28 protein-coding genes are annotated in these 24,692 nt (G+C 38.1%); 9 read left to right on the forward strand and 19 right to left on the reverse strand.

What is annotated here, in order from left to right; translation table 11 throughout:
• From ACTJJF_RS16250 to ACTJJF_RS16260, 3 genes are all read left to right on the forward strand, one after another.
• Complete coding sequence (locus ACTJJF_RS16250) at positions 1-1,029, forward strand: hemin-degrading factor (RefSeq protein WP_440700313.1); 1,029 nt, start codon at positions 1-3, stop codon at positions 1,027-1,029.
• A gap of 129 nt (positions 1,030-1,158) precedes the next feature.
• Positions 1,159-2,031, forward strand: coding sequence for a ChaN family lipoprotein (locus tag ACTJJF_RS16255; RefSeq protein ID WP_312299605.1), 873 nt, complete (start codon positions 1,159-1,161; stop codon positions 2,029-2,031).
• Between the two features lie 252 nt (positions 2,032-2,283).
• The gene (locus ACTJJF_RS16260) at positions 2,284-2,913 is read left to right on the forward strand and encodes a peptide deformylase (RefSeq protein ID WP_440700314.1); all 630 of its coding nucleotides are present in this window, start codon (positions 2,284-2,286) and stop codon (positions 2,911-2,913) included.
• Between the two features lie 266 nt (positions 2,914-3,179).
• On the opposite strand, the gene ACTJJF_RS16265 is transcribed toward ACTJJF_RS16260, so the two are convergent.
• From ACTJJF_RS16265 to ACTJJF_RS16275, 3 genes are read right to left on the reverse strand one after another with little or no spacing between them, the layout of a single operon-like run.
• Positions 3,180-3,605, reverse strand: a complete 426-nt coding sequence (locus tag ACTJJF_RS16265) for an organic hydroperoxide resistance protein (protein ID WP_312299601.1) — start codon at positions 3,603-3,605, stop codon at positions 3,180-3,182.
• Positions 3,602-4,039: a MarR family winged helix-turn-helix transcriptional regulator gene (locus ACTJJF_RS16270; RefSeq protein WP_312299599.1), complete on the reverse strand. Its 438-nt coding sequence runs from the start codon at positions 4,037-4,039 to the stop codon at positions 3,602-3,604. The genes ACTJJF_RS16265 and ACTJJF_RS16270 overlap by 4 nt, the downstream gene beginning before the upstream one ends.
• 32 nt (positions 4,040-4,071) lie before the next feature.
• The gene (locus ACTJJF_RS16275) at positions 4,072-4,704 is read right to left on the reverse strand and encodes an NAD(P)H-dependent oxidoreductase (protein WP_312299597.1); all 633 of its coding nucleotides are present in this window, start codon (positions 4,702-4,704) and stop codon (positions 4,072-4,074) included.
• A gap of 235 nt (positions 4,705-4,939) precedes the next feature.
• Between ACTJJF_RS16275 and ACTJJF_RS16280 the strand changes: the two genes are divergently transcribed.
• Positions 4,940-5,692, forward strand: coding sequence for an SDR family oxidoreductase (locus tag ACTJJF_RS16280; protein ID WP_440700315.1), 753 nt, complete (start codon positions 4,940-4,942; stop codon positions 5,690-5,692).
• A 33-nt stretch (positions 5,693-5,725) separates the two neighbouring features.
• Here the strand turns inward: ACTJJF_RS16280 and ACTJJF_RS16285 are convergent, their stop codons facing one another.
• The 13 genes from ACTJJF_RS16285 to ACTJJF_RS16345 all read right to left on the reverse strand — a co-directional run bounded on the left by ACTJJF_RS16285 (position 5,726) and on the right by ACTJJF_RS16345 (position 16,908).
• Positions 5,726-6,040 (reverse strand): hypothetical protein, encoded by a 315-nt coding sequence (locus tag ACTJJF_RS16285; RefSeq protein ID WP_312299593.1) that lies wholly within the window; start codon positions 6,038-6,040, stop codon positions 5,726-5,728.
• 66 nt (positions 6,041-6,106) lie between these two features.
• Positions 6,107-7,066 (reverse strand): protein-glutamine glutaminase, encoded by a 960-nt coding sequence (locus ACTJJF_RS16290; protein WP_312299591.1) that lies wholly within the window; start codon positions 7,064-7,066, stop codon positions 6,107-6,109.
• A 292-nt stretch (positions 7,067-7,358) separates the two neighbouring features.
• Positions 7,359-8,087 (reverse strand): lipoyl(octanoyl) transferase LipB, encoded by a 729-nt coding sequence (gene lipB, locus ACTJJF_RS16295; RefSeq protein WP_312299587.1) that lies wholly within the window; start codon positions 8,085-8,087, stop codon positions 7,359-7,361.
• Between the two features lie 31 nt (positions 8,088-8,118).
• A complete protein-coding gene (gene trpA / locus ACTJJF_RS16300; protein ID WP_312299585.1) occupies positions 8,119-8,853 on the reverse strand; it encodes a tryptophan synthase subunit alpha in 735 nt (244 codons plus the stop codon).
• Positions 8,854-8,939: 86 nt separating this feature from the next.
• The gene (trpB, locus tag ACTJJF_RS16305) at positions 8,940-10,124 is read right to left on the reverse strand and encodes a tryptophan synthase subunit beta (RefSeq protein ID WP_312299583.1); all 1,185 of its coding nucleotides are present in this window, start codon (positions 10,122-10,124) and stop codon (positions 8,940-8,942) included.
• A gap of 4 nt (positions 10,125-10,128) precedes the next feature.
• Positions 10,129-10,674, reverse strand: a complete 546-nt coding sequence (locus ACTJJF_RS16310) for a GNAT family N-acetyltransferase (protein ID WP_312299581.1) — start codon at positions 10,672-10,674, stop codon at positions 10,129-10,131.
• A gap of 75 nt (positions 10,675-10,749) precedes the next feature.
• On the reverse strand, positions 10,750-11,448 hold the full coding sequence (locus ACTJJF_RS16315; RefSeq protein WP_312299579.1) for a phosphoribosylanthranilate isomerase: 699 nt from the start codon (positions 11,446-11,448) through the stop codon (positions 10,750-10,752).
• 53 nt (positions 11,449-11,501) lie between these two features.
• Entirely contained in the window at positions 11,502-12,275 is a 774-nt protein-coding gene (gene trpC / locus ACTJJF_RS16320) for an indole-3-glycerol phosphate synthase TrpC (protein ID WP_440700316.1), read from the reverse strand.
• Between the two features lie 34 nt (positions 12,276-12,309).
• Positions 12,310-13,299 carry an anthranilate phosphoribosyltransferase gene (gene trpD / locus ACTJJF_RS16325; RefSeq protein WP_440700470.1) on the reverse strand — a complete coding sequence of 330 codons (990 nt, stop codon included), beginning with the start codon at positions 13,297-13,299 and terminating at the stop codon, positions 12,310-12,312.
• A gap of 38 nt (positions 13,300-13,337) precedes the next feature.
• On the reverse strand, positions 13,338-13,937 hold the full coding sequence (locus ACTJJF_RS16330) for an anthranilate synthase component II (RefSeq protein WP_312299575.1): 600 nt from the start codon (positions 13,935-13,937) through the stop codon (positions 13,338-13,340).
• Positions 13,938-13,963: 26 nt separating this feature from the next.
• Positions 13,964-15,388 (reverse strand): anthranilate synthase component I family protein, encoded by a 1,425-nt coding sequence (locus ACTJJF_RS16335; RefSeq protein ID WP_312299573.1) that lies wholly within the window; start codon positions 15,386-15,388, stop codon positions 13,964-13,966.
• Positions 15,389-15,638: 250 nt separating this feature from the next.
• Entirely contained in the window at positions 15,639-16,283 is a 645-nt protein-coding gene (locus tag ACTJJF_RS16340; protein WP_440700317.1) for a hypothetical protein, read from the reverse strand.
• Between the two features lie 169 nt (positions 16,284-16,452).
• Entirely contained in the window at positions 16,453-16,908 is a 456-nt protein-coding gene (locus ACTJJF_RS16345) for a cupin domain-containing protein (RefSeq protein WP_440700318.1), read from the reverse strand.
• A gap of 201 nt (positions 16,909-17,109) precedes the next feature.
• On the opposite strand from ACTJJF_RS16345, the gene ACTJJF_RS16350 reads away from it, so the two are divergent.
• From ACTJJF_RS16350 to ACTJJF_RS16370, 5 genes are all read left to right on the forward strand, one after another.
• A complete protein-coding gene (locus ACTJJF_RS16350) occupies positions 17,110-17,328 on the forward strand; it encodes a hypothetical protein (protein ID WP_312299568.1) in 219 nt (72 codons plus the stop codon).
• Positions 17,328-17,702, forward strand: a complete 375-nt coding sequence (locus ACTJJF_RS16355; RefSeq protein ID WP_312299566.1) for a c-type cytochrome — start codon at positions 17,328-17,330, stop codon at positions 17,700-17,702. The genes ACTJJF_RS16350 and ACTJJF_RS16355 overlap by 1 nt, the downstream gene beginning before the upstream one ends.
• A 3-nt stretch (positions 17,703-17,705) precedes the next feature.
• A complete protein-coding gene (gene rlmF, locus ACTJJF_RS16360) occupies positions 17,706-18,635 on the forward strand; it encodes a 23S rRNA (adenine(1618)-N(6))-methyltransferase RlmF (protein ID WP_440700319.1) in 930 nt (309 codons plus the stop codon).
• An 868-nt stretch (positions 18,636-19,503) separates the two neighbouring features.
• Entirely contained in the window at positions 19,504-21,201 is a 1,698-nt protein-coding gene (gene lysS, locus ACTJJF_RS16365; protein ID WP_440700320.1) for a lysine--tRNA ligase, read from the forward strand.
• A 118-nt stretch (positions 21,202-21,319) separates the two neighbouring features.
• On the forward strand, positions 21,320-21,670 hold the full coding sequence (locus ACTJJF_RS16370; RefSeq protein WP_440700321.1) for a hypothetical protein: 351 nt from the start codon (positions 21,320-21,322) through the stop codon (positions 21,668-21,670).
• 40 nt (positions 21,671-21,710) lie between these two features.
• Here ACTJJF_RS16370 and ACTJJF_RS16375 read toward each other — a convergent pair whose 3' ends face one another.
• The 3 genes from ACTJJF_RS16375 to ACTJJF_RS16385 are packed head-to-tail and all read right to left on the reverse strand — an operon-like array spanning position 21,711 to position 24,578.
• Positions 21,711-22,226, reverse strand: coding sequence for a ClbS/DfsB family four-helix bundle protein (locus tag ACTJJF_RS16375; RefSeq protein ID WP_440700322.1), 516 nt, complete (start codon positions 22,224-22,226; stop codon positions 21,711-21,713).
• Between the two features lie 7 nt (positions 22,227-22,233).
• On the reverse strand, positions 22,234-23,238 hold the full coding sequence (locus tag ACTJJF_RS16380; RefSeq protein ID WP_440700323.1) for a cytochrome d ubiquinol oxidase subunit II: 1,005 nt from the start codon (positions 23,236-23,238) through the stop codon (positions 22,234-22,236).
• Positions 23,235-24,578 carry a cytochrome ubiquinol oxidase subunit I gene (locus ACTJJF_RS16385; protein WP_440700324.1) on the reverse strand — a complete coding sequence of 448 codons (1,344 nt, stop codon included), beginning with the start codon at positions 24,576-24,578 and terminating at the stop codon, positions 23,235-23,237. Before ACTJJF_RS16385 ends, ACTJJF_RS16380 begins: the two co-directional genes overlap by 4 nt.
• Between the last annotated feature and the right edge of the window lie 114 nt (positions 24,579-24,692).

Consider the following 24,692-nt stretch of genomic DNA (forward strand, 5'->3'; position numbering starts at 1 on the left):
ATGAGCACATTAGTGAATGATCTAAAGGAAAAATGGGAAGCTCTGAAAGCAGAAAATCCACATATAAGAATAAGAAATGCCGCAGCACAATTAGGAGTAAGCGAAGCCGCGCTACTGGTTACAGGAATCGGGGAGGGAGTAACTGTTCTGAACCCTGATTTCCCGGGAATTCTTACTGAAGCTGAGCAATTGGGAAAAGTAATGGCTCTTACCCGTAATGACGAATGCGTTCATGAGAGAAAAGGAGTGTACCAGAATGGAGATTTCAGCAGTCCGCATGCGCAGCTTTTCGTAGGCGAGGATATCGATCTCAGAATTTTCCTTAACCACTGGAAATCTGCCTTCGCAGTAGTGGAAGGAGATAAAAAAAGCCTTCAGTTCTTCGGTAAGGACGGACTGGCGCTTCATAAAATCTATCTGACGAAGAACAGTAATGAAGAAGCTTTCGATGCCATTGTAGAAAAATTTAAAGCAGAAGATCAGAACCAGGCATTCACTTTTGAAGCAGTAGCTCCGAAACAGGCAGAAAAAGCAGACGCTGAAATTGATGTAGAAGGATTCAAAAAAGCATGGACGGAATTAAAAGATACCCATGATTTCTTCATGATGACAAGAAAATTCGGTGTAAGCAGAACACAGGCGTTGAGGCTGGCTCCGGAAGGTTTCACAAAGAAAATTGATAATGCAAAAGTTGTGAATATCCTTGAAGATGCTTCTGAAAAAGGGACACCTATCATGGTGTTCGTAGGAAACAGAGGAATTATTCAGATTCATACCGGAAATGTGAAGAAAACCCTTTGGCACCAGCAGTGGTTCAATGTCATGGATCCTGATTTCAATTTACACCTGGATGTCACCAAAATCGCAGAAGCATGGATCGTGAAAAAACCTACTGAAGACGGGGAAGTAACAGCTATCGAAGTATTCAACAAAGAAGGGGATTTCATCGTTCAGTTCTTCGGGAAAAGAAAGCCGGGAATTCCTGAACTTCAGGAGTGGAAGGATCTTGTGGCAACATTAGAACAATAATAATTAGATGATTTGAATGGAGACCGTTTTGTTTATAAAATTCAAAGCGGTCTTTTTTATTCGGAATGGTAGGTGTAAATTTACTTTCCGTGCCAAAATATTTGTGTAATTTGTGTTTAAATAATTAAAATGAAGAATATCCTTGTAGCGATACTGCTCGCAGGTTTCTGTACAATAAGTGCGCAGGACTTAAAGGCCTATCAGTTTTATGATAAAAAAGGAAAAGAAGTAAAAACAGATAAGATCGTTAAAGATCTGGCTGACTATGATGTGGTTTTTTTTGGCGAAAATCATAACAGCTCTATCAATCACTGGCTTCAGCTGAAGATTACCGAAGCTTTATATGCAAAGAAAAACGGACAGCTTATTCTGGGAGCGGAAATGTTTGAAAGAGACAATCAGTCTCAGCTGAACCAATACCTGAACGGTACATTTGATGCAAAAACCCTGAAAGACTCCGCCCGTTTATGGAATAATTATGCAACGGATTATAAACCTCTGGTAGATTTTGCAAAAAATAAAAAGCTGAACTTCATTGCAACCAATATTCCGAGAAGATATGCCTCACAAACCTCGAAAGAAGGACTGGAATCTTTAAATAAACTCAATGATAAAGAGAAAACGTATATTGCTCAGTTACCGATTAAAGTTACCTTGGATACACCGGGATATCAAGAGATGAAAAAAATGATGGGCGATCACGCCGAAGGAACAAAAGTGATGAATTTTATCTCTGCCCAGGCTACCAAAGATGCAACAATGGCAGAATCTATCCTGAAAAACCTTCAGGCTGGTAAAACCTTTATTCATTACAACGGAAATTACCACAGTAAAGAATTCGGAGGGATCTATTGGTATATCAGACAGAAAAACCCCAATCTGAAAATGGCGGTGATCTCTGTATTTGAATCAGAAGATCCTGAGTTAAAAATTCCGGCAAAAGATTATATTCCGACAGAATTTAATCTGATTATTCCTTCAGATATGACGAAGACCTTTTAGTTTAAAGTTTTTTGATCATTTTTTACATTCGAAGAGAACAGTATTTTGCAGATCTGATATACGGATCTATAATGATGAATCATTTCACAATTCAATAGTAACGGGCTTTAGCCCGTTTTTTTATAGAAAAAATTCCATAGGCTTTAGCCAAAACTTAACAACGAGTTTAAAAATTTTCAGCAAAGAATTAAGCCACGCTCATGAAGTATTTTTACCTCACAATATTTACCTTTGTACAACATTCAAAAAAATATGAAAAATCTGTCTGCTCTGCTGATCCTTTTTATTGGCTTGGCCCATGCTCAAAAACTGACTTCAAACGAACTCTCTATCATTAACCAGGGAGATGCGAACACAGCATTGCCAATTTACCAGACCACAGACAGCCACCAGCACAAAACCTTACTGAGCCTTTCTACAGAAGCCGATCCACTTGATCCGAATACAGCAGTCCTGGTAAAAAGAATGAAAGAATCTCTTCTCTCAACAGATGGAGGAGTAGGTATTGCCGCACCACAGGTAGGAATCAACAGGAGGATTATCTGGGTACAGCGTTTCGATAAAGAAGGTACACCGTTGGAATACTTTATCAATCCTGTGATCGTCTGGAAGTCAGATTTGCAGAACCTGGGCCCGGAAGGTGATTTGTCTATCCCTGATTTCAGAGATCAGTTTTACAGAAGTAAAGTCATTCAGCTGGAATATGTGGATCTGAAAGGTCAGAAATATTCTGAAATTGTAGAAGGATTTACTGCTGTCATTTTCCAGCACGAGATTGATCACCTATTCGGAATTCTGATTTCCGATAAAAAAGAAAAAGAAAAAAACGATTCTTATAAAAAGGTAGATGCCTATCAGAAAAGTGATCTGAACAGAAGATGAAATATGAGTAATGAGTAATGAGTAATGAGTAATGAGTGCAGCAGAGCTGCTACGGATTCACCTTCATCAAATCGATTGAAAATCGATGCATTCTTAGCTCTCTTAAAAATACAGCATGATCAAAATTAAACTTTGCGTTTAAGAAAAAACAATGCATTCAACAGCTTGTCTTCATCTTTAAAAATCTATGATTAAAGTAAAAATAAAAGGAGCTGTTTTGATAAAAAACAGCTCCTTTCGCTATAATTATGCTTAAAAAAATTGGATTAATCGTTGTTGGTTACTGAAAGTTTCACCTCCATATTGTTTCTTGTAGCATTAGAATACGGACAGATCTGATGCGCTTTTTCTGTTAATGCCTGTGCTTCCTCAAGAGAAACTCCGGGAATATTGACATCAAGCTCTGCTGCCAATCCGAAACCTCCGTTTTCAAGCTGGCCTATGCTGATCTGAGCCGTAACCTTCGTTTCGCCGGTCTTTACTTTGGCTAAGCTGATCACCCTGTTCAGTGCACTGTCAAAGCAAGCCGAGTATCCCGCAGCAAAAAGCATCTCAGGATTGGTAAAGTCGTCATTGGCTCCGCCTAAACCTTTCGGCATTCTTACTTCAAGGTCCAGCACTCCGTTTTCACTTTTTACATGGCCGTTTCTTCCGCCTGTGGCAGTGACTTTTGTGGTATATAACGTTTTCATTTATTTTCTATTTTGTTTAATATTTTCAGTACGGTGTCTTTGAGATGCAGGAGCTCTTCCGGTTGTATGCCAAGTCTTTCCTGTATTTTTCCGGGAATTTCACAGGCTTTTTTCTGTAATTGCTTTCCGGCATCTGCTAAAAATACTTCAACTACTCTTTCGTCTTCTTTTTTTCTTTTTCTTATGATAAACCCTTTGGCTTCAAGCCTTTTGAGAAGCGGAGTCAGTGTTCCGCTATCCAGAAACAGCTTTTCACCGATATGGGTTACGGTAAGACCGTCGCCGCCCCATAATACCATCATCACAAGGTACTGAGGATAAGTGATGTCCAGCTCATCAAGAAAAGGACGGTAAAGTCCGGTGATCTCTTTGGCAATCACATATAAAGGGAAGCAGATCTGGTTTTCTAATTTAGGGGTATTTGAATTTTCCATAGAGTAAGGGTACGAAAGATTCGATGAAGGTATTACTTTTTTATGATAAATTCATCCATTGGGATACGGACTTTTTTCATATTGGAAAGCCAGTCATTGGCCTCATCACGATATCCAAGATATAAAAGGCTTACACTTTTCAACCCTGATTCTTTCAATCCCAGTACTTCGTCTACTACAGCATTGTTAAAACCTTCTGCCGGAGTACTGTCGATTTTAAGCTCTGCGGCCTGTGCAAGGGCAATTCCTAATGCAATATAGGTCTGGCGGGCAGTGTGGGCAAAGTGCTGTTCCGGAGTCTGAGCACCGTACATTTCCTTGATTTTATCGGTATAGCTTCCGAAGCGGCCTCTTGGAAGATCTCTTACATCGGTATGGTAATCGTAAACCTTATCGATTTTTTCATCAGAATAGCTGTCCCATGCAGCAAAAACCAGAACATGAGAAGAGTCTCTCATTACTTCGGGGTTTAAAGCACCTGCAACCATTTTTTCTTTCAGTTCCTGATTTTCAACAACTATGATACGGAAAGGCTGTAATCCTGAAGAAGTAGGGGCTAATCTTGCTGCTTCTAAAATGGTATTTAAGTCTTCGGATGAAACTTTTTTTGTAGGATCATATGCTTTTACGGCATGTCTCCAGTTCAGATTTTCTATTAATGACATTTTCTTTTTGTTTTAAATTAAACTACTTGGTGATTATAAAAATCCTAGATTTTATTTTTTGGATTAAAATAACATTGCAAATATACAATAATTTATATTGTGTGCAATTTAATTTTGAAAAATTTTATTGTCATCAATTTTTTAACTTTTTTAAATTTATGATTTTCCGCAAGATCCGGATTTTTTGGGCGCTGCAATATGTCAATCTTTGTATCAGAATTTTAATACTAAAACAATGCAGAGATTTAACAACAAAACAGCATTAATTACCGGAGGAACCAACGGAATGGGATTGGCCACCGCAAAGAAAATGATTGAGGAGGGAGGAAGAGTGATCATTACGGGAAGGAGTGAAGAAACAGTAAACAGAGCTTTGGAAAAACTGGGCGAAAAAGCTTTCGGGATTGTTTCAGATGCAGGAAACATGAGTGATCTGATGAATCTGCAGCAGGAAATCAGAAAATATACGGATCAGATCGATTGGGTTTTTGCCAATGCAGGATATGGTAGATTTGCTCCGGTGGAGCATGTTGACGGAAATCACTTTGATGAACTGTTCAATATGCTGGTAAAAGGATCTTTTTTTACGGTTCAGCAGGTTTTGCCCCTGATGAAAAGCGGCAGCTCTGTGATCTTTAATACATCGGTAGCTACTGAAATTGCCATGCCTAACTTTTCAGTATATTCAGCGGCAAAATCAGCAGTTCAGTCTTTCATCAAAACATTTGCTGTAGAACTTACAGAGCGTGGAATACGGGTAAACGGAGTGAGTCCGGGACATATTAAAACCAATATTTTTAATAATACGGGTCTGACTTCCGGGCAGATTGAAAGTGCCATTGAAAATATCATTCCTACCATACCTTTTAAGAGACAGGGAGAACCGTCGGAAATTGCCAGTGTAGTACTGTTTCTGGCTTCGGAAGATGCTTCATACATTCATGGAGCAGAAGTGAAAGTGGATGCCGGAATTTCCGTGATCAGATAAATAATTGAATTTGTTATCAACGTCGATCAGTGACTATTTTTTTACTTCATTGATCTGCTTTATGATATTGGTTTTGTTTTCAATCCCTATATTGAATGCCTTACCTTGCTTATAGCTTTGTTTTGCCTTTTCAAAGAGAGCATTATAATCCGGTGATTTTTTTGAAATATAAAATACCTGAGCGCTAATTCCGATAGCAATCCGTACAACTTCATTCGGCTTGTCAGGGTCTTCAAGAATATTGGTAATGGTGGAATTGTTATACCATGTCAGGTTTTGTGAACCGGAATTTCCGGAGCATGATGTAATCATAATAAAGAGTAATAAGAGATAGTTCCAGAGTTTCATATCGCAATATATTAAATAAAAAGCTCCCGCAGTACAGATTTACTGCAGGAGTTTTATAGAAGTTAATTAGAATCCGCAGCTTGATACATTAGGAGCCGGGGAAGGAGAACATCCGGAAAGTGCTGAAAATTTAGTCAGTACACAATTGGTGTTCACATAATTGTTGTCATACAATAAAGATCCTGAAGGGCTTCTGTAATAAACATTTCCAGCCGTATTGGCATAGGAAGAAACAGAAGCAGATCCGCATGAAGTATTGGTACATGCCGCTCTCCATGCCGCATCAGTTACAGGTCCGCTTGAGAACAATGAAGGATCTATGATTCTTTTTTCAACAACTCCTGATGCATTTTTAAAGCTTACAAGAATGGCAACGTGATAAACCCACGATACGCAGCAGGTACCTGTAGAAGCTCTAAGGTTTCCGTATACGAACTGCTTCTCACAGTCATAGCCTGCATTGATCAGGATCTGTCTCATTTTGTGTGCTCTTGCATAGCATCCGTCTACAGGATATCTGAATGTGATACAAGGTGAAGAGGCTGTAGAGGTACCGCATGCCTGGTTCTTGATCTGAGTAAATAAGCTGTTCAAAGTGGCCAGGTTAGGAATAACACTTGTTAATTTTCTGCTTTCTTCCTGAACTTCTTTAGTAAGAACAGATCTGAAATAACGGATGTCTTCCTCTGTAGCTTTCTCTACTTTTGCAATCTCGTTAGAATTGTTTTTCAGGAAAATATGAACCGGAGATTCATCTTTTACAGCCTGTCTGATCATAGAAATATAGCTTTCATTTTCTTGAGTGTCCGCTATTTCATAAGGTTGGGCACTGACCATAAATGAAACCTTAAACTTTCCATTCTCTTTTTCTATCCCTACCGGGACAGTTCTGCCGAAATCTTTCATTGCAATTTCGCCAGCCTCTTTAGATGTTAAATTTTGTTCTTGATTGGCGCTTGAATCAGCGCAGGCATTGAATGACAGAACCGTCACGAATACCATCATGGATAAAATGAATTTTTTCATAATTCTCATAAGTTTTGATTAGTGGTGTTTTTTATGAATTATTAAATCAATAATAGTTCACAATTTTGTGATAATAAAAGTAACAAAATTTAAAATACAGGCAAATATTTTTTAATAAAAATTTAAAATACTTGATAATCCTTATGATTGAGATGGGAGATTTGTGGTCTGACAGGCTGTCTTTATAGAAAAATAGGTTTCAAAAATAGTAAGCAGTAAAGAATGAAGACATTCGCCTATTCTTTAAGCAAAACACCAGTTTCAAATCCTGAAACTGGTGTTTTTATTTCTTTTATTTGTAAATCAATTCGGCCTGGAATACATCGGCAAAATGTTTTCTGATCTTTGCCTTGATATCTTCCATTTCTTCCGGGGTAAGCTCTCTTTCAAGCTCTCTTTTCAGGGAAGTCACCTGCTTGTCTTTAATTCCGCATGGGATAATGTATTCAAAATACCGCATATCCGTATTGACATTCAGCGCAAAACCATGAAGGGTTACCCATCGGGAAGCTTTTACCCCCATAGCACAGATCTTTCTGGCATAAGGTTTTCCTACATCCAGCCATACTCCGGTTTCTCCTGAAGAGCGTTCTCCTTTCAGTCCGTATTCACCAATCGTTCTGATGATCACCTCTTCCAGATTTCTCATATATAAATGGATATCAGTGAAGAAGTTTTCAAGATCCAGAACAGGATATCCAACGATCTGTCCGTATCCGTGATAAGTAATATCGCCCCCACGGTTGGTTTTTACATAGGTAGCTTCCAGTTCCTTCAGTTTATCCATACCGGCAAGCATGTTTTCCTCATGTCCGCTTTTTCCCAAAGTGTACACATGTGGGTGCTCTACCAGAAGAAGGTGGTTGGGAGTTGTAATATGCTGTTCGGCAGGCAGATCACGGTTTTTTATCTTGGTATCGATAATATCTTTCATCAGTTTTTCCTGATAATCCCAGGCGGGCTGATATTCCTTTACCCCTAAATCCTCAAATTCTACTGCTTTATTTTGATTTGTATTCATACCATTTTTTGATATACAAATTTAGTGAATTTTACCCTTTTATGGAATGGATAAAATCTATGGCATTCTTCTTCCAGTCTTTATGCTGCAGTAAAATATTTACGAAGGCTGTTCCAATGATTCCTCCGGCTGCTTTTTCCGTGACATTTTCAAAATCTTCCCTAGACTTGATTCCGAACCCGATCATCACCGGATTTTTAAGCGGAAGTCCGGATAATCTGGAGAGATAATTTTCATTCTTCAAAACGGCATTTTCATTTCCTGTTGTAGAAGAAGAGCTTACAGCATACAGAAACCCTGAGCTTAATGAATCAAGATATTGAATTCTTTCATCCGATGTTTCAGGGGTAACCAGAAATGTAAAATTAAGATTGTATTTTTTTAAAATCTGCTGATAATTTTTCTCAAATTCAATAGGAGGGAGATCCGGAAGGATTAATCCTGAGACCCCACTTTCTGAGCATTCCCGGCAAAATCTTTCAAATCCGAAACTTAATACGGGATTAATATACCCCATTAAAATGACAGGAACCCTGATCTTATTTTTGATTGTTTTTAATTGGGAGAAAAGCTTCTCAATGGTCATTCCGTTCTGTAATGCCAGTTCGTGGGCCTTCTGAATGACAGGGCCGTCTGCTACCGGGTCAGAATAGGGCATACCGATCTCGATCATATCTGCTCCTGAATCCTGAATCAGCTGTATGATAGCAGCAGTATCATCCAGTTGCGGGATACCTGCTGTGAAATATATATTTAGTTTTTTCATTTTTTTATTATAGAAGTTAGAAGTTAGAAGTTAGAGGTTAGAAGGTGAATACTTTTTATTAGGTAATATTTACTAATTTCTAGTATCTAACTTCTAATTTCTTTAAGATACGTTTCCATATCCTTATCACCACGGCCACTCAGGCAGATAACAATGATATCGTCTTCATTAAACTGCTTTTTATCCAGTACAGCCAGAGCGTGAGAACTTTCCAGAGCCGGGATAATTCCTTCCAGCCTGGTCAGTTCAAAAGCACATTTCAGGGCTTCATCATCATTAATGCTAAAGAATTCAGCACGTTTTTCTTTAAATAAATGCGCATGAAAAGGCCCGATTCCAGGATAGTCTAATCCCGCAGAGATAGAGTGGGGTTCTATAACCTGCCCATCTGCTGTCTGCATCACAAGACTTTTGCTTCCATGCAAAACTCCCAGTGTTCCCAAAAATGTAGTGGCGGCAGACTTTCCTGAATCCACTCCCAGACCTCCGGCTTCTGCAGCAATAATTTTAACGTCCTTTTCCTCTACAAAATGATAAAAAGTTCCGGCAGCATTACTTCCGCCTCCTACACAGGCAATCACATAATCAGGATTTTCTCTTCCGGTCTTCTCTTTCAGCTGTTCTCTGATTTCCTTTGAAATGATGCTCTGAAATCTTGCTACAAGATCCGGGAAAGGATGGGGACCTACCACACTTCCAATGACATAATGAGTCGTAACAGGATTGTTGATCCAGTCTCTAAGAGCCTCGTTTACAGCATCTTTCAGGGTTTTTGATCCTGAAGTGGCTGCAACTACTTCCGCTCCCAGCATTTTCATCCTTGCCACGTTCGGTGCCTGTCTCTGAATATCGATCTCACCCATGTAGACAATGCATTCAAGACCCAATAAAGCACAGGCCGTAGCCGTAGCCACTCCATGCTGCCCGGCTCCGGTTTCAGCAATAATCCTGGTTTTACCTAAACGTTTTGCCAGTAAAACCTGCCCCAAAGCATTATTGATCTTGTGAGCTCCGGTATGGTTGAGGTCTTCTCTTTTCAGATAGATCTGGGTTTTATATTTCTTACTTAGGTTTTTAGCCAGATAAAGAGGAGTGGCCCGGCCCACATAATGGGTAAGCAGATCCTGATATTCATTCTGAAAATCTTCAGATTCTATGATCTCAAGATAGTTTTTCTGTAACTCTTCTACATTAGGATACAGCATTTCGGGGATGAAAGCACCTCCAAAATCTCCATAATATCCATTTTCATCGGGGTTTTTATAATTCATTTTTTTATTCTTTAGTGATTAAATAAGCATTGTTTTGTGCATTCAACTGTCTCAGCAGTTCTTTTCTCTCCCGGGAAACATTAAAAATCAAAATATCATCGTCTTCGGAATTGATCCATTCTGAGCCTATACTTTCTTTGATCATTTTAGCTTTATCATATACTATCTCAATATTGCATTTTTCGTAGAACGGACGAAGTTCCTGATGACAGAATCCTATTGTCTCCATCTTTTGCAGCGTAACATGATCCCTGAAATGACGAACCAATTGAGCACCATAACCTTTTTTCCTGTGAGCAGAAACCAGACCGACTGCTTCTGCAAAAGGAAACCTTTTCCCAAAAATCTCCAGAGTAAAATCAAAATTAACCCGGAGCAAGGCCAGTATGTTTTCACCGGCATCCAGCAGGAAATGAAATTCCGAATCTTTGAAAAACGTCCGGAAATAATCGGTTTTCATCTTATTCCATATATCAATATCCCAAAGCTGAAGAATATGCTCTATTTCATTCTCTGTCAATTCGTCTGTTGATTTAATCTGATATCTCATAAGATAGGTTTTATATGTTCAAGTTAGCAAAGAGCTTTTGTGTTTTTTAATTATTGAACGATGTCCAATTTGGAGTTACATCGTCCTGTTGGTATCTTCGGACAATATAGACATGAATCTTTTAATCTTGCTAATGTCTTTATTGCCGGGTTCTGTCTCAAATTTTGAATTGATATCCAATGCAAAAGGTTGGGGATGTAATTTTTCTATATCATCTATGTTTTCTTCTGAAATGCCGCCGCTCAGAAAATAGGGTTTGTTCAGTTCCAGTTGTTGCAGAATATTCCAGTCAAAAGCATGTCCTGTACCTCCGAAAGCTTTTGAATCAGTATCAAAAAGGATAAAGTCAATAGCATTCTGAGTGGAGCCAATTGACTCGGAAAACTGATGTTTAAAATTAATAAGAGATTCTTCATCTTTTAAAATTCCGGAATTGATTCTGATTACTTTTATAATTTGTAGTTCAGGAAGCGTTTCCTTTAAACTTCTGATAAATCCTGGATCCTCATCACCGTGAAGCTGAATCATATTAAGACGGGCTTTTTCAGCAATTTCGACCACTTTATCTATTTTTTCATTGACAAAAACACCTGTTTTCCCCTGATGATTAATCTTTGAAATATCGTCCAATGTCAAATGATTCAGAACGTATCTTGGTGATCTTTCATAGAAAATGAAACCCAGAAAATCGACTTTCATCGTTATGAGTTCCTGAATCTGGTCTGGTTGTGTTAAACCGCAGACTTTTAATTTAGAGTGATGCTGATGGTTCATAAATATAATGATGGATTAGCGATTGTACTGTCATTATGTTTCCAGTTCATTTTTCAGATGTGTGTGGAAAATTCTTCAAATACTTTGGCAGGATTTGTATTTTTCATGAAATATTCTCCCATCAGGAAACTGTCAAAACCTTTTTCTTTCAAAAATTTAAAATCATCAAGATGGTAAATCCCGCTTTCAGCAACAGACAAAACTTCTTTCGGAAGCAGATTTTTAAGCTGAACAGAGTGCTGGAGGTCTACTTTGAAATCTTTTAAATTCCTGTTATTAATTCCCACCAGATCAATCTTTGAATTAAAATGTTTTAGCTCTTCTTCCGTGTGAATTTCCAGCAAAACCTCCATGTTCAGTTCATGAGCCAGCTCTGTAAATTCCTGAACCTGATCAGGAGAAAGACAGGCTGCAATCAATAATACAGCATCTGCACCTATACTTTTGGCTTCATAAAACTGATATTCATCAATCATAAAGTCTTTTCGGAGAACAGGAATATTGATCTGATTTCTTACACTTACAATATCATTCAGATTTCCTCCGAAGAAATCCTGGTCCGTTAAGATGGAAATCCCGCTGGCCCCGAATTTTTCGTAAGCAGAAACAACTTCCAGAGGCTGAACAGTATTATTGATGATACCTTTTGATGGAGACTGTCTTTTAAATTCGGCAATAATTCCGTTTTTATTTTTTACAGATGCCTTGAGAGAATAAGTATCTCTTCTGAAAAACTCAGTGTCTTTTAATCGTTCCACAGAAATGGCAGATTTTGCTGCTGTTACTTCTTCTTTTTTTCTTTTAATAATGGTATCGAGTATTGTCATTTTTGTGCTTAAAAATTATTTAACCGTTGGATTCTTATGCATTAATTAAAAGTTCAAAGCTCTTTAATGCTTTTCCGCTTTGCAGGCTTTCCTGAGCAAGAAGAAGACAGTCGTTATAAGTTCCAAATTTTCCTGTATGATAAAGCGCTGTGGATGCGTTGGCCAGAACCACGGAATTTTGCTGTTCACTTCCTTTACCTTGCAGGATATCTGTAAAGATTCCTGCCGTTTCCTGAATGCTGTTGCCCGCTTTAATATCGTCCAGAGTTACAGGATTAAAACCAAGATCTTCTGCAGAATAGATATTCTCACCACTTTTGGTAATAATTTTACTGTCGTGGGTTAAGCTGATCTCATCATAGCCGTCCAGCCCGTGTATCAGAATAAATTCACGGTTTTCTTTCTGAAGAAGATACTGATAGATCCTTGCAATCTCCAGATTGTAAACCCCGATCATTGAAAACTGAGGTTTTGCAGGATTGACTAATGGGCCTAACAGATTAAAGAAAGTTCTTAATCCCAGGGATTTCCTCAATAACCCGACGGATTGCAGGGCAGGGTGGAAGTAAGGAGCATGTAGAAAGCAGATGTTAGCTCTGTTGAGATCTTCATTCAGCTGCTCTGTATTGTTTTTAAACTGATACCCCAGTTCTTCCAGCACATTGGAAGAGCCTGTAGTGGTAGAAGCCCCGTAATTCCCATGTTTTGTTACCTTCTGCCCGGCTCCGGCCACTACAAAGCTGGCCAATGTTGATATATTGATTGTGTTTTTTCCGTCACCTCCGGTTCCTACGATGTCAATGGCATCACTGGCATCCAGATCTACAGGTACTGCCATCTGAAAAAGGGCTTCTCTGAAACCTTCCAGCTCGTTCAGGGTAATATTCCGCATCAGAAAGACACTGATGAAAGCCGTCACTTCAGCAGCATTGAATTTATTCTGAGCAATTTCGATCATCATGGCTTTGGCCTCGGATTTTGAGAGTGTATGATGATTAAACAGGTATTGCAGTATTTCTTTCATTTGTGGGGTTTTTATTGTGGGTAAAGTTGCTGTTGTTTTCATGACAGAAGAAAATTTTTGATGATTACTTCTCCGTCAGGAGTCAAAATACTTTCAGGATGGAATTGTACTCCGTGTACATCATAGGTTCTGTGCTGTAGGGCCATGATCATTCCGTCTTTATCGATTGCTGTAATTTCCAGTTCTTCAGGGAAATTATCAGGATTTACAGCCCAGCTGTGGTATCTTCCCACTTCAATTCCTGAATTCAGGTCCTTAAATAGCTTTGTATTTTCTTTTACAAGGTCTGTAGTGGTGGCCACGCCATGAAAGATTTCAGAAAGGTTGATCAGGCTTCCTCCGAAGGCTTCGGCAATGGCCTGCTGACCCAGGCATACTCCCAGAATACTTTTAGTTGGAGCATAAGCCTTAATCAGATCCAGCAAAATACCTGCTTCTTCCGGAATTCCAGGGCCTGGAGAAAGAATGATCTTGTCATATTGGTCTATTTCTTCCAGAGTTATTTTATCATTTCTCACCACATCCACTTTCCGGTTTAAGATCCTTTCAATAATCTGAACCAGGTTATATGTAAAGCTGTCATAGTTATCAAATACCAGAACTTTAGATGCCGATGGAGTATTTATAGAGTTGCTCATTTTTTTGTTTTTTAAGGGGGTAACTGTTATTTTTCTACGATTTTTTCAGCTTTTTCTACAGCTTTTTTCAATGCATTCAGTTTATTGTTCACTTCCTGCAGTTCATTTTCAGGAACTGACTTGGCTACAAGACCTGCTCCTGCCTGATAATACAGCGTATTGTTTTTGCTTAAAAATGTTCTGATCATAATCGCCTGATTGCAGGTTCCGTTTAATCCGATCATTCCTATACAACCGCCATAATATCCGCGGGAGTCTTTTTCATATTGATTGATCAGCTGAAGGGCTTTATGTTTTGGGGCTCCGCTTAATGTGCCCTGAGGAAAGGTAGCAGAAACCATTTCAAGAGGATTGATATCCTCGGCAACATCTGCAGTTACCTCGCTTACCATATGAATCACGTGAGAGAACAGCTGTATTTCTTTAAGTTTGGTAACCGTAACATTGCTTCCGAGTTTCCCCAGATCATTTCTCGCAAGGTCTACCAGCATGGTGTGTTCTGCATTTTCTTTAGGATCGGCTTTTAAAGCTTCAATGGCCTGAAGATCGGTCTCAAAATTCCCCGTTCTTTTTGATGTTCCGGCAATAGGATGAATGATGGCTTTGTTGTTTTTAATAATCAGCTGGCTTTCAGGGCTTGATCCGAATAATTTATAGCTTCCGTAATCAAAATAAAAAAGGTAAGGGGAAGGATTGATATTTCTTAAAGCCCTGTACACATTAAATTCATCACCTTTAAATTTCTGCTCAAATCTTCTGCTTAAAACCAATTGAAAAACATCACCTCTCATACAGTGCTTCTGAGCCGTTTTTACCAGTTCGATATACTCTTCGGCGGTAATGTTTGACGTTTCCTGGCCATTCTTTTCAAAAGGGTAAACCGGAGTATTCTGATTCTTGATAAGGTTTTCCAGCAGGTGAAACTCAGACTTTATTCCGCTGATCTGGTTTTCAATAAGGTACATCTCATCATTAAAGTGATTGATGGCAATTACATATTGGTACAGCCTGTATCTTAAAACCGGAATTTCCACCTCCGGACTCTGTGCTTTTAAATTGATATTTTCAAAGAACTGTACCGCTTCAAAACTGGTATATCCAAAAAGGCTCTGGGCAGTCTGCTCTATCGGGTCACTGGTTTTTTCACATTCAAAGGTTTTACGGAAATCCTCAAATATATCCGTGATACTGCGTTCCATGATCTGATGCTTTACCGGAGCGGAATCAGGAAGCTTAATTTCATACTCACTAAGGTTTTTTACCTCAATTCCGGCGATGGCATTGATGGCGATGAAGGAAAAATTATTGTCAATACTTTTTGAATCGGAACTCTCCAGAAGAATGGTATCTCTGAATTTATCCCTGATTTTAAGGTAAATATTCATGGGAGTGTGAAGGTCTCCCAGAGTTTTTTTCGAAACGGTTTTTATTTTGATTGTATCAGTAAACATCTGCTGTTGTATTTTTTTAGATTAAAGGAATAAAAAAAGGCTTCAACGGTATCCGTCAAAGCCTATATATTGTTTATTTTGATTATTTCTGCTGTACAGTTAATAACATGACAATCCTTCCAGACCCGACGAAGAGTTTGAAAGCCACCACCAAATATTGTTGCTCATGTTAAACATGTGACAAAATTATAAATTTTTTTAATACAAAAAATAAAAAAGTGAAAAATTTTGAAACTGCCTGTCAAAAAGTCTATTTCAAATGTTCAAGTTCCTGTTTCAGTTCACGGAGTTTTGTTTCATACTCTTCATCATGATACGAGGCTGTATACTCTTCCAAAGCAGAAATATATTCCTCAACAAATTCTTTATTGCTTCTGTCTGCTTCATATTTGATTTTGGCAGAATTTACAGGAGCCAGTTTTGAGTACCTTTCGGCTGCTTTTCCTTCTTCAGACTGTGTGTAGAGGATTACGATATTCTTTTCATATCCGGGGATGTACTTGACCGGGAATGGTACTTCCGTTCTCGGGATCCTGATCGCATTTTCAATCGGATAAATGGCTGCTGTAGTGGTCGAAAAGAATGTTGAGACATATTTTCCGTCCTGTTTTCTGACAATAGCTTCATAATCGTGGATGTACATATCATTCAAGGTAGAGTTGGTTTCTACATCTGAAGTAATAATGGCGGTACTTTCCACTCCGTATTGATTCAAAAACCAGGCATTCAGGAACTGCCCGCCAAATCCATTTAAAACAGCCAGTGGAATGACCGGAATCAGAAGCCATGCTTTTTTTGTCAGATACGACAGCATAACAAAAAATAAAAGGATAATGATCACAGTGTAAAAACCATGATGACTGGTAAAAAACAGAATTTTTGAAATCAAAATCATGTTTAAATGTACTATTATCTTTTCATATAGAAATAACTTTTTAAACGCTGGGCTCACAAAGGCTTTTCAAAGGATTTACTGAGCTTTTTTTTGCTGTATGAAAGTGGCTTTGTGCCCGGATATAATCGTTTTTCAATCAAATTTCTTTGTGAACCTAGCATTTATAATTCTAATGTACAGGCTCTGTGATCGGAAGGCCTGTTGTTCCGCTGTAGAAAACGATCAGGATAGCACCCTGGTCTCCTGTTTTACCTCTGTGTGCAGTATTGACGACTTCCGGAAGTACCTGTCCTCTCTTTACCCACTGGGTTTTTCCGTCTTCTTTTCTTTCGATCTGGATTTCGCCTTTTTCCACATAAGCTGCATTAATGACAGCGTGTTTATGCCAATCCAGGGCAGAATTGGGGGGAACTGCAATTTTAAGAACCGATATTTCCGGTTGACCGGCCGGATAGCTGCCGTAAGTAGTACCATCCCATGATTTTGTTGCTTTTAATAAGGTTACGGATTCTATTTTATCGGGATAGTCCGAAGCCTGAGGATCTGATGAAGAATTGTCACAGGATACAATACCGGATAACAAAGTGCCGGCCAGGGCGGCTTTAAATAAATTTTTTGTGGTCATAAGTTTTTAAATTAGATACTGTTGTTTTAATCTCTATGATTGATTACACAAAAATAATCAGCTTATTTAATTTTCCCTTCATTTTGAATTATTTTTTTATCATCACTGTCTGTACATACCTTTAAAATTTCTTTCAAAGAAAACATTTATCATAAGTTTAAAAGTTTATTTTTTATATTTTTGCTACCAAATTAGAAAACAATGAAAAAAGTATTAGCAATTGCATTTATCGGAGGTTTATTAGTTGTAAACTGTTCTAAAAAAGTTGACCACACATTACAAGACAGCAACACCATGCTTGAAGAGCCTGAAACTACTACTGTTGTAGATTCTACAGCTAAAACTGCTGCTCCGGCTGCTGCAACTCCGGCTACACCTGCTCCTGAAGCTGCTAAAACAGACTCTACAGCAAAAAAATAATGAAAAAACTCCTTTTGACAGGTGCATTGGGTTTTCTGATGTTCTCCTGTTCTAAAAAAGAAAATACTGCAGAAGTTGCATCATCTTCCGAAACAGCTGCTGTTTCAGAACCTGCAAAAGCTAATCTTTCCGGTGATCAGATCATGGAGACTTTAGACTGCTCAGGATGTCACTCTGTGAATGAAAGAATGATAGGACCTTCTTATCAGGAAATTGCCGCTAAATATTCCGATAAGGATATTGAGCTGCTGGCCTCCAAGATCATAGAAGGTGGCAGTGGAGTTTGGGGAGGTGTTCCTATGGCTCCTCATCCACAGGTATCTAAAGAAGATGCCAAAAAAATGGTAGAATATATCCTGAGTCAGAAGAAATAAAGTATGTCTGCCGAAAAATCCAGTCTGCACACAAGAAATCTGCATCGTGATCCCTATGATTTTGATCAGCTTATTTCTTGTGTGCCGGAACTGAAACACTATGTTTTTGTTAATGCTTATCAGACGACAACCATTAACTTCAGTATTCCCAAAGCAGTTAAGCTGCTTAATAAAGCTTTACTCTTACATTTCTACAACATTAAAGGCTGGGATATTCCCGATACCAATCTTTGTCCACCCATTCCGGGACGGGCAGATTACGTCCATTATATTGCAGATCTTTTAGCTGAACAGCTAGATACAATTCCGACAGGAAATTCTGTAAAAGGGTTGGATATAGGGACAGGAGCCAACCTTGTGTACCCTTTAATCAGTTACAGATCTTATGGCTGGACAATGCTGGGAACAGATATCAATCAGGATTCATTGAAAAATGCCCAGAATATTCTGGACCAGAATGAAGATTTGTCCACTGTCATTCAGTTGAAAAGTCAGCCTGACGCTGATCATATTTTTACCAATATCATCAGTCCTGACGACAGATTTACGTTTACCATGTGCAATCCTCCTTTTCATGATTCCGAAGAATCTGCCATGAAAGGGAATATCAGGAAAACAAAAAACCTTAGTAAATCAAAGAAAACGAAACCTCTTCTTAACTTTAGTGGTCAACAGTCCGAGCTGTGGTGTGAAGGTGGTGAGCTGGCATTTATCACAAAAATGATTAATGAAAGTGTTCAGTATTCATCTCAGGTTCTTTGGTTTACCTGCCTGGTTTCCAAAAATGATAATCTCAATAAACTGACTAATCTTTTAAAAAAAGTCAAAGCCTTAGAGGTGAAAACTATTGATATGGCTCAGGGACAAAAGGTAAGCAGAATCCTTGCCTGGACGTTTATTCCTAAAAAAGACAGGAAAACTTGGTTTATTTAATATTCAAAGTTTAAAGTTTCTAGTACGATAACTCAAATTACGAGACTAAATTAACTAATAATAGGGTGACTTGCTAAGTGAAACGGCTTTGCGATCGTTTTTTTACCATTATATTAATAATAATCTTGCGGTCCCAGCGTTTAGATTATTCTTCTACAGAACTGGTCCAATAAATGTTTTAAACGCTATGTTCGCAAGGTAATTATGATAAAACTTTATTTTTTTGTTCGCAACAGTACTTCGTTCAGCTAATGACAACGTCTTTTTGCTAAGTGAAACGGCTTTGCGATCGTTTTTTTCCATTATATTAATATAATTTTTGTGACCCCAGCGGTTAGGTTATTCTTCTACAGAACTGGTTCAATAAATGTTTTAAACGCTATGTTCGCAAGGTAATTATGATAAAACTTTATTTTTTTGTTCGCAACGGCACTTCGTTCAGCTAATGACAGCGTTTTTTTGCTAAGTGAAATGGCTTTGTGATCGTTTTTTTTTCCATTATATTAATAATAATCTTTGCGACCCCAGGGTTTAGATTATTCTTCTACAGAACTGGTCCAATAAATGTTTTAAACGCTATGTTCGCAAGGTAATTATGATAAAACTTTATTTTTTGTTCGCAACGGCACTTCGTTCAGCTAATGACAGAGTTTTTTTGCTAAGTGAAACGGCTTTGCTATCGTTTTTTTTCATTATATTAATAATAATCTTTGCGACCCCAGCGTTTAAATACTTTAATTATTGGTTCCAATACCTTATATGCCTTATCTCAACTCCATTCCTTGTTCACATTTTAAAATTTCTGAAAAAACTCATTGACGGTCAACTCAAAAATGCATAAATTTGTACGCTTTTAGAAAAATAAGAAATGCAATTATCAGAACAAGAAATCATTAGAAGAGAAAAGCTGAATAAGCTTACTGAAATGGGGATTAATGCGTTCCCTGCGGATGAGTATACCATTACAGATACTACAGAATCTATAAAACAGGACTTTTCTGAAAGTAAACAGGTAAAGATCGCCGGTAGATTGATGTCCCGCAGAATTCAAGGGAAGGCTTCTTTTGCAGAATTGCAGGATTCTAAAGGAAAAATCCAGGTTTACTTCAACAGAGACGAGATCTGTCCTGGAGAAGATAAAGAATTATACAACGAAGTATACAAGCATCTTTTGGATATCGGTGATATTATCGGTATCGAAGGAGAGCTGTTTACCACACAGGTAGGAGAGAAGACTGTTTTAGTAAAGAATTTTGTACTTCTTACGAAATCACTTCGTCCACTTCCTCAACCAAGAACCGATGAAAACGGAGTAGTACATGACGGGTTTACAGATCCTGAATTGAGATACAGACAGCGTTATGTAGATTTAACAGTAAATCCACAGGTAAAAGAAATTTTTGTGAAGAGAACAAAACTGTTCAATGCTATGAGAACTTTCTTTAACGATGCAGGGTATTTTGAAGTAGAAACTCCAATCCTGCAGTCGATTCCTGGTGGAGCAGCAGCTAAACCTTTTATTACGCATCACAATGCTTTGGATATTCCATTATATTTAAGAATTGCCAACGAATTGTATCTGAAAAGACTGATCGTAGGTGGTTTTGACGGAGTATATGAGTTCTCTAAAAACTTCAGAAATGAAGGGATGGACAGAACCCACAACCCGGAATTTACAGCAATGGAAATCTATGTAGCTTACAAAGATTATAACTGGATGATGGATTTCACTGAGAAGTTATTGGAATTCTGTGCTACTCAGGTGAATGGAAATTCAGAATCTACTTTCGGTGAGCATACGATCAACTGGAAAGCTCCTTATCCAAGAGTTTCCATGACAGAAGCGATTCTGAAATATACAGGATTTGATATTACTGGAAAAACTGAGAAGGAATTATACGATTTCGCTAAGTCTATCGGTATCGAAGTAAATGAAACAATGGGTAAAGGAAAACTGATTGATGAGATTTTCGGTGAAAAGTGTGAAGGAAACTTCATCCAGCCGACTTTCATTACAGATTATCCGGTTGAAATGTCTCCACTGACAAAGAAACACAGAAGCAAAGAAGGCTTAACAGAACGTTTTGAATTAATGGTATGTGGTAAAGAAATTGCCAATGCATATTCAGAGCTTAATGATCCTATCGATCAAAGAGAGCGTTTTGAAGCACAGATGGCGTTATCTGAAAGAGGTGATGATGAAGCCATGTTCATCGATCAGGACTTCTTAAGAGCGCTGGAATACGGTATGCCGCCAACTTCAGGATTAGGAATCGGTATGGACAGATTAATTATGTTCTTAACGAATAATGCCTCTATCCAGGAAGTGTTATTCTTCCCTCAGATGAGGCCTGAAAAAGCGGTTCCACAAATCGAATTGGGAGAAGATGAGAAAGTAATCCTTGAAATTCTTAATTCTCAGGAAGAAGCAATGTCTCTAGCTGAAGTAAAAGAAAGAAGCCAGTTATCCGGTAAAAAATGGGATAAAGCTTCTAAAACTCTGACAAAGAACAATATTGTGAAAGTAGAGAAGATTGATGAGAGCCTTTTGATGAAACTGGCTTAAATTGATCAAGATAAATAATGAAAGACTACCTTTGGGTGGTCTTTTTTATTTTAAGATGACAAAATGTCTTTTTTCTAACATTGGTGAAGTTTTTGAAATATGTATATAAATATCATATATGTTTGAAAAAGAAAAAATAAAAATAGAAGCGGCAATTCAAAAATGGGTCACTGAATATTTGTTAAGTGAAAATTTTAAAACAAGAAAAGGGAAAAGGATAAAAGAGGTTGAAGCAATTGAGTTTAAGGCTCTCAATTTAGAAGAAGGTTCTGGTTTTAGAAATGAAGTTTATATTTATCCTGTAAATATGTATGTGAGAGCTTGGGGACTTTCATCATTAAGTACACCAAAATGTGATCTGGATTTAAAGGTTAATAAACAGTTAGTTCTAAAATATAATGAGGAAAAAGAAGAATATGAAATTTTGAATCATAATGAGGTTGCTATTTTAGATTTAACACCCTGGTAATTAAAATTTTACTAGTTTGATAAAAGAAAAAGGTACAGAGCTATTCTGTACCTTTTTCTTTTTTCCATTTCCGAAGCTGTGTCCTGAAGTTTGTGAACGGAGCTACAGTGTTAATGTGAATCCATTTCCATACTGGCCACTTTGCAGCTGTTGTTGCCCACTTTCTCTGCTCTGGAACAAATAAGGTCTCGTGGTCAAGACTTTCAATCCATTTTATAATTTCACTTACCTGATTTTTTAGCAGTTCTCTCTGCTGTTGTAAACTGTAAGAATCATACTGCTTATAGAATGATTGATATAATCCTTTTAAATTATTCCATTTATAATCAGGAGTGGGAGTTTTTACTTCAATTCCTTTGCTTTCATCAGATTCCCATTGTAAAAGGAGGTGAGTCCAACCCAATTGATAGGAAATATTTTGGGACGGAGTTTTGTCAACTCCTGGTTGCAGAAGATCTTTTTCCTCTTCTTTGATATCATTAAACTCCTGATCATAGAGCAGATATCTTTTTTTGAGCTCTTTAATGAGTTCCGTTTTATCCTTATAAGTCTGCATATTTCATCTATTTTCTCAATTTGCTGAAAGAAGCCATCAGATAAAATAAGAATGGAAGAATAAATAATGAGCCCAACATTAAAGCCCATCCTAATGCAGCAATAGTCTTTTCAGGAGCCATATGTTCCAGCAATGAAAGATGCTGTCCGTTTCCTAATAAAATAATATCCGGATTATGCTGATACGTTGCTGCTACCAGAATCATCACCATCTGAAATCCTGCCAACGCACGCACAGGAAGTAGTTTTTGACGGTTCATCGCTCTTAGAATAAGCAGTAATGCAATCGTAGCAAATGCAATCGCCATAATACCCAAAGGCTTTGAAAATACCCACATCAAAAGGGGAATGTCTGAAATATAAGCGGTCACAAATACCAAAATACCTGTAATTACCACGAAGATCATCGTCTGCTTGGATTTTCTGATCATTAATAAAAGATCGGCCTTATCACGCGTTTCTCTTAATGAAAAGATAGAAGCAAGATAGGCACAAAGCGCTACCGTAAATAAACCTACAGAAACTCCAAACCAGTTTAGCCAGCTGAATACATACAAATCCAGAAATCCTACAGCATCAGGATTGATAGAATGTGAAACCGTTGCTGCAGCAATTAATCCCAAAAAGAAAGGGGTTAAAAGGCTCGCATAGTAGAAGATTTGGGTATATAGAACCTGCCAGTTATCCTTTACCGCATCATAATGTCTGAAAGTAAATGCGGTTCCTCTCGCAATAATACCTACCAGCATCAGTACCAGAGGAATATGGAGATAGGTTGACATGGTTGTATATATTTCAGGAAATCCTACAAAAAGGATTACAATTGCAATGATCAGCCACATATGATTGGCTTCCCATACCGGGGCAATAGATTCATACATAATCTCCTGAGTCTTATGACGGGCTTTTTTATTTGTGAAAAGCTCTACAATACCGGCTCCGAAATCAGCACCTCCCAGGATAATATAAAGACAGATGGAAAGCCATAGAAAGCCTATAACAATGTAAATCATGATTTTTTGTTTTTATCGTTAAACTGAGGGTCGGTAGGATCATAAAGTTTTGGTACCATCTGGATCTGTCTTCTTAAAAGGAAAATAAGGATCAGCGATAATGATACGAAAATAGCGGTGAAAAAGTAAAATGAATACTGTATTCCCGGCATAGGAGTTACAGCATCTACCGTTCTCATAATTCCGTAGATAATCCATGGCTGTCTTCCCACTTCAGTAACCGTCCATCCGGCTTCCAGAGCAATATACCCAAAAGGAGTTGCGATTAGGAAGGTTTTTAAAAGCCAGTTTTTATTCAGCCATTCCTTTTTAAAGAAAAATGCATATAAATAAACAACTCCTATACAGATCATCACGACCCCAAAGAAAATCATGATCTGAAAAGAATAATGTACAACTGCAACCGGAGGCCATTCATCTCTTGGGAAATCTTTAAGCCCTTTTACTTCAGCATTAAAATCATTGCTCACAAGAAAACTTAAAACCTTAGGGATTTTGATGGCATATTTTACTTCTTCGTTTTTTTCATCCGGAATTCCGCCAACAATAAATGAAGCCCCTTTCTCTGTTTCAAAATGTGCTTCCATAGCGGCTAATTTGATAGGTTGCCTTTCCGCTACGGATTTGGCTGCAACATCACCACTCAGAGGAGCACCGAATGCCCCGATAAGAGCAAAGCCTACTGCAATTCTGAAAGCCTTGGTATGGAATTCAACATTCTTTTTTCTCATAATTAAAAAAGCATGAACTCCTGCTACGGCAAAACCTGTCGCACAAAACGCAGCAACGGTCATATGAAGTGCCTGCGGAAACCATGCATCATTGAACATGGCTTTGATAGGATCTATATTAAGATATTGTCCGTTAATATAATCAAATCCTGCAGGGGAGTTCATCCAGGCATTGGCTGCCACCACCAGAATTCCGGAAGCCAGTCCGCTTACCCCAACAAGAAAGCCGCAGAACCAGTGGAACCATTTGTTAAATCTGTCCCAGCCATATAGAAAGAATCCGATGGCAATAGCTTCAATAAAAAAAGCAGTTCCTTCCAGAGAAAACGGCATCCCGAAGATAGGACCCGCATGTTTCATAAAGCCAGGCCACAGAAGCCCGAGTTCAAAAGAAAGCATAGTTCCGGAAACAGCTCCGGTAGCAAACAGAATGGCCACCCCTTTGCTCCATGCTTTTGTAAGTCCTTTATACACTTCATTATTGGTCTTTAAGTATTTCCAATGGGCAAAAGCCATCAGAAAAGGCATTACCATACCCACGCAGGAGAATATGATATGAAAGCCCAGGGAAAGTGCCATCTGGGCGCGTGCTGCTATAAAATCATCCATAATATCAACTTTTCAGTAAATAAATTTACGTATAAATTATTGATGTTGAATATGATTTACAACAGTTGATATTTCACCAATACGTTTTAATTTTGAATCTTTTACAGGAATACT

Origin of the sequence: Chryseobacterium sp. 22458 (genome assembly GCF_052044975.1) — a bacterium.
Taxonomy (GTDB): domain Bacteria; phylum Bacteroidota; class Bacteroidia; order Flavobacteriales; family Weeksellaceae; genus Chryseobacterium.

Bases quoted from the DNA above. Each gene is read 5' to 3' on its own strand.
- ACTJJF_RS16340 (WP_440700317.1), bottom strand. From the start codon at position 16,283: ATGATTTTGATTTCAAAAATTCTGTTTTTTACCAGTCATCATGGTTTT.
- lysS (WP_440700320.1), top strand. From the start codon at position 19,504: ATGCAATTATCAGAACAAGAAATCATTAGAAGAGAAAAGCTGAATAAG.
- ACTJJF_RS16275 (WP_312299597.1), bottom strand. From the start codon at position 4,704: ATGTCATTAATAGAAAATCTGAACTGGAGACATGCCGTAAAAGCATAT.
- ACTJJF_RS16285 (WP_312299593.1), bottom strand. From the start codon at position 6,040: ATGAAACTCTGGAACTATCTCTTATTACTCTTTATTATGATTACATCA.
- ACTJJF_RS16310 (WP_312299581.1), bottom strand. From the start codon at position 10,674: ATGAGATATCAGATTAAATCAACAGACGAATTGACAGAGAATGAAATA.
- ACTJJF_RS16330 (WP_312299575.1), bottom strand. From the start codon at position 13,937: ATGAGCAACTCTATAAATACTCCATCGGCATCTAAAGTTCTGGTATTT.
- ACTJJF_RS16345 (WP_440700318.1), bottom strand. From the start codon at position 16,908: ATGACCACAAAAAATTTATTTAAAGCCGCCCTGGCCGGCACTTTGTTA.
- lipB (WP_312299587.1), bottom strand. From the start codon at position 8,087: ATGAATACAAATCAAAATAAAGCAGTAGAATTTGAGGATTTAGGGGTA.
- ACTJJF_RS16265 (WP_312299601.1), bottom strand. From the start codon at position 3,605: ATGAAAACGTTATATACCACAAAAGTCACTGCCACAGGCGGAAGAAAC.
- ACTJJF_RS16280 (WP_440700315.1), top strand. From the start codon at position 4,940: ATGCAGAGATTTAACAACAAAACAGCATTAATTACCGGAGGAACCAAC.
- ACTJJF_RS16370 (WP_440700321.1), top strand. From the start codon at position 21,320: ATGTTTGAAAAAGAAAAAATAAAAATAGAAGCGGCAATTCAAAAATGG.
- ACTJJF_RS16355 (WP_312299566.1), top strand. From the start codon at position 17,328: ATGAAAAAACTCCTTTTGACAGGTGCATTGGGTTTTCTGATGTTCTCC.
- trpA (WP_312299585.1), bottom strand. From the start codon at position 8,853: ATGAAAAAACTAAATATATATTTCACAGCAGGTATCCCGCAACTGGAT.
- ACTJJF_RS16350 (WP_312299568.1), top strand. From the start codon at position 17,110: ATGAAAAAAGTATTAGCAATTGCATTTATCGGAGGTTTATTAGTTGTA.
- trpD (WP_440700470.1), bottom strand. From the start codon at position 13,299: ATGAAAGAAATACTGCAATACCTGTTTAATCATCATACACTCTCAAAA.
- ACTJJF_RS16335 (WP_312299573.1), bottom strand. From the start codon at position 15,388: ATGTTTACTGATACAATCAAAATAAAAACCGTTTCGAAAAAAACTCTG.
- ACTJJF_RS16375 (WP_440700322.1), bottom strand. From the start codon at position 22,226: ATGCAGACTTATAAGGATAAAACGGAACTCATTAAAGAGCTCAAAAAA.
- rlmF (WP_440700319.1), top strand. From the start codon at position 17,706: ATGTCTGCCGAAAAATCCAGTCTGCACACAAGAAATCTGCATCGTGAT.
- ACTJJF_RS16255 (WP_312299605.1), top strand. From the start codon at position 1,159: ATGAAGAATATCCTTGTAGCGATACTGCTCGCAGGTTTCTGTACAATA.
- ACTJJF_RS16380 (WP_440700323.1), bottom strand. From the start codon at position 23,238: ATGATTTACATTGTTATAGGCTTTCTATGGCTTTCCATCTGTCTTTAT.
- ACTJJF_RS16270 (WP_312299599.1), bottom strand. From the start codon at position 4,039: ATGGAAAATTCAAATACCCCTAAATTAGAAAACCAGATCTGCTTCCCT.
- trpC (WP_440700316.1), bottom strand. From the start codon at position 12,275: ATGACAATACTCGATACCATTATTAAAAGAAAAAAAGAAGAAGTAACA.
- ACTJJF_RS16250 (WP_440700313.1), top strand. From the start codon at position 1: ATGAGCACATTAGTGAATGATCTAAAGGAAAAATGGGAAGCTCTGAAA.
- ACTJJF_RS16290 (WP_312299591.1), bottom strand. From the start codon at position 7,066: ATGAAAAAATTCATTTTATCCATGATGGTATTCGTGACGGTTCTGTCA.
- ACTJJF_RS16385 (WP_440700324.1), bottom strand. From the start codon at position 24,578: ATGGATGATTTTATAGCAGCACGCGCCCAGATGGCACTTTCCCTGGGC.
- trpB (WP_312299583.1), bottom strand. From the start codon at position 10,124: ATGAATTATAAAAACCCCGATGAAAATGGATATTATGGAGATTTTGGA.
- ACTJJF_RS16260 (WP_440700314.1), top strand. From the start codon at position 2,284: ATGAAAAATCTGTCTGCTCTGCTGATCCTTTTTATTGGCTTGGCCCAT.
- ACTJJF_RS16315 (WP_312299579.1), bottom strand. From the start codon at position 11,448: ATGAACCATCAGCATCACTCTAAATTAAAAGTCTGCGGTTTAACACAA.